This is a genomic window from Mycobacterium sp. NAZ190054 (genome assembly GCF_001545925.1).
Taxonomy (GTDB): domain Bacteria; phylum Actinomycetota; class Actinomycetes; order Mycobacteriales; family Mycobacteriaceae; genus Mycobacterium.
The window spans coordinates 1-3,252 of record NZ_LMVQ01000347.1; the positions used below are offsets into that span (position 1 = coordinate 1).

Annotated in this window: 1 protein-coding gene and 2 pseudogenes; all 3 read left to right on the forward strand. The window is 66.5% G+C overall.

All coding sequences use genetic code 11. The features are described from left to right. A pseudogene (locus tag ASJ79_RS21345) lies at positions 1-371 on the forward strand (DNA topoisomerase IV subunit B); the annotation flags it as partial. A gap of 19 nt (positions 372-390) precedes the next feature. Beyond that, entirely contained in the window at positions 391-2,907 is a 2,517-nt protein-coding gene (gene gyrA, locus ASJ79_RS21350) for a DNA gyrase subunit A (protein ID WP_067959609.1), read from the forward strand. Between the two features lie 10 nt (positions 2,908-2,917). Then, a pseudogene (locus ASJ79_RS21355) lies at positions 2,918-3,252 on the forward strand (hypothetical protein); the annotation flags it as partial.

Consider the following 3,252-nt stretch of genomic DNA (forward strand, 5'->3'; position numbering starts at 1 on the left):
AACCGCTTGTGGAGAACGGCCATATCTTCCTGGCGCAGCCGCCGCTGTACAAGTTGAAGTGGCAGCGCGCCGACCCGGAGTTCGCGTACTCCGACCGGGAGCGCGACGGACTGCTCGAAGCCGGCCGGGCCGCGGGTAAGCGGATCAACGTCGAGGACGGCATCCAGCGTTACAAGGGTCTCGGTGAGATGGACGCCAAGGAGCTGTGGGAGACCACGATGGATCCGACGGTGCGGGTGCTGCGGCAGGTCACCCTCGACGACGCTGCCGCGGCCGACGAACTGTTCTCCATCCTGATGGGTGAGGACGTAGAGGCCCGGCGCAGCTTCATCACCCGAAATGCCAAAGATGTTCGCTTCCTTGATGTTTAACCTGAAATAGGAAAAGTTCATGACTGACACCACGTTGCCTCCGGGCGGCGAAGCAGGCGACCGGATCGAGCCGGTCGACATCCAGCAGGAGATGCAGCGCAGCTACATCGATTACGCGATGAGCGTGATCGTGGGCCGCGCGTTGCCGGAGGTCCGGGACGGCCTCAAGCCGGTGCACCGCCGGGTGCTCTACGCGATGTTCGACTCCGGCTTCCGGCCGGACCGCGGACACGCGAAATCCGCACGCTCCGTTGCCGAGACGATGGGTAACTACCACCCGCACGGCGACGCCTCGATCTACGACACGCTGGTCCGGATGGCACAGCCGTGGTCGCTGCGCTACCCGCTGGTCGACGGGCAGGGCAACTTCGGCTCCCCCGGTAACGACCCGCCGGCGGCGATGAGGTACACCGAAGCGCGGCTGACTCCGTTGGCGATGGAGATGCTGCGCGAAATCGACGAGGAGACAGTCGATTTCATTCCGAACTACGACGGCCGGGTACAGGAGCCGACGGTTCTGCCGAGCCGGTTCCCGAACCTGCTCGCCAACGGTTCGGGCGGCATCGCGGTCGGCATGGCCACCAACATCCCGCCGCACAACCTGCGTGAGCTCGCCGAGGCCGTGTACTGGTGCCTGGACAACCACGAGGCAGACGAGGAAGCCACCCTCGAAGCGGTCTGCGCGCGGGTCAAGGGGCCGGACTTCCCGACCCACGGTCTGATCGTCGGCTCGCAGGGCATCGAGGACACCTACAAGACCGGGCGCGGTTCGATCCGGATGCGCGGTGTGGTCGAGATCGAAGAGGACAGCCGCGGCCGTACCTCGCTGGTGATCACCGAGTTGCCGTATCAGGTCAACCACGACAACTTCATCACCTCGATCGCCGAGCAGGTCCGCGACGGCAAGCTCACGGGCATCTCGAACATCGAGGATCAGTCCAGCGACCGCGTGGGTCTGCGGATCGTCGTGGAGATCAAACGCGACGCCGTGGCCAAGGTGGTGCTCAACAACCTCTACAAGCACACCCAGCTGCAGACCAGCTTCGGCGCCAACATGCTGGCGATCGTCGACGGGGTGCCGCGCACGCTGCGGCTCGACCAGCTGATCCGCTACTACGTCAGCCATCAGCTCGACGTCATCGTCCGCCGGACCACCTACCGGCTGCGCAAGGCCAACGAGCGGGCTCACATCCTGCGCGGTCTGGTCAAGGCGCTCGACGCGCTCGACGAGGTCATCGCGTTGATCCGGGCGTCGCAGACCGTCGAGATCGCCCGCGCCGGTCTCATCGAGTTGCTCGACATCGACGAGATCCAGGCCCAGGCGATCCTCGACATGCAGCTGCGGCGCCTGGCCGCCCTGGAACGTCAGCGCATCATCGACGATCTGGCCAAGATCGAGGCCGAGATCGCCGATCTCGAGGACATCCTCGCCAAGCCGGAGCGGCAGCGTGCGATCGTGCACGACGAGCTCAAGGAGATCGTCGACAAGCACGGGGACGACCGTCGTACGCGGATCGTGCCGGCCGACGGTGACGTCGCCGACGAGGACCTGATCGCGCGCGAGGACGTCGTCGTCACGATCACCGAAACCGGCTATGCCAAGCGCACCAAGACCGATCTGTACCGCAGCCAGAAGCGCGGCGGCAAGGGTGTGCAGGGTGCCGGTCTCAAGCAGGACGACATCGTCAACCACTTCTTCGTGTGCTCGACGCACGACTGGATCCTGTTCTTCACCACGCAGGGCCGGGTGTACCGGGCCAAGGCGTACGACCTGCCCGAGGCGTCCCGCACGGCACGCGGCCAGCACGTTGCCAACCTGTTGGCCTTCCAGCCGGAGGAGCGCATCGCCCAGGTCATCCAGATCAAGAGCTACGAGGACGCGCCGTACCTGGTACTGGCCACCCGCAACGGCCTGGTCAAGAAGTCCAGGCTGGTCGACTTCGACTCGAACCGTTCCGGCGGCATCGTCGCGGTGAACCTGCGCGACGGTGACGAGTTGGTGGGTGCGGTGTTGTGTTCGTCGGACGACGACTTGTTGCTGGTGTCGGCGAACGGGCAGTCGATCCGGTTCTCGGCCACCGACGAGGCACTGCGTCCGATGGGCCGCGCGACCTCCGGCGTGCAGGGCATGCGGTTCAACGGCGACGACGCGCTGCTCTCGCTCAACGTGGTGCGGGAGGACACCTACCTGCTGGTGGCCACCTCCGGTGGATACGCCAAGCGGACCGCGATCGAGGAGTACCCGGTTCAGGGCCGTGGCGGTAAAGGGGTGCTGACCATCCAGTTCGACAAGCGGCGTGGCACGCTGGTCGGAGCGTTGATCGTCGACGACGACACCGAGTTGTACGCCATCACCTCCGGTGGCGGCGTCATCCGGACCGCCGCACGTCAGGTGCGTAAGGCCGGCCGCCAGACCAAGGGCGTTCGGTTGATGAACCTCGGCGAGGGCGACACACTTATCGCGATCGCGCGCAACGCCGAGGCCGGCGACAGCACCGACGAGGTCAACACCGACCCGGAGGCGACCGGCCAGTGAGGAGTCGTAGGTGAGCTCACCGAAGGAGCCGGGCTACCCGCGTCCGGGTGACGCAGCCAACGGCACCGCCGCAGGACCCGGTCCGGAGAACGGCTCGCGGCCGCACTCGGCCGACGCCGGTGATCTGCCGCCGTGGCAGCGGGGGCAGGCAGGCCGGTCCCGGCAGCCGCAACAGGCTCCGGAAGGGTCGCACGCGGATGGGCCGCGGCCCGGGACTCAGGCCGGCCTGGACGCGCGGCTGAACCGGTTCATGCCCGTCGACCCTGACGCCACCTATCTGGTGAAGACCGCCGAGCACATGATCTGGCCCTACCGCAACGGCCTGCTGGTCGGTGAAGACGTCTG

Bases quoted from the DNA above. Each gene is read 5' to 3' on its own strand.
- gyrA (WP_067959609.1), top strand. From the start codon at position 391: ATGACTGACACCACGTTGCCTCCGGGCGGCGAAGCAGGCGACCGGATC.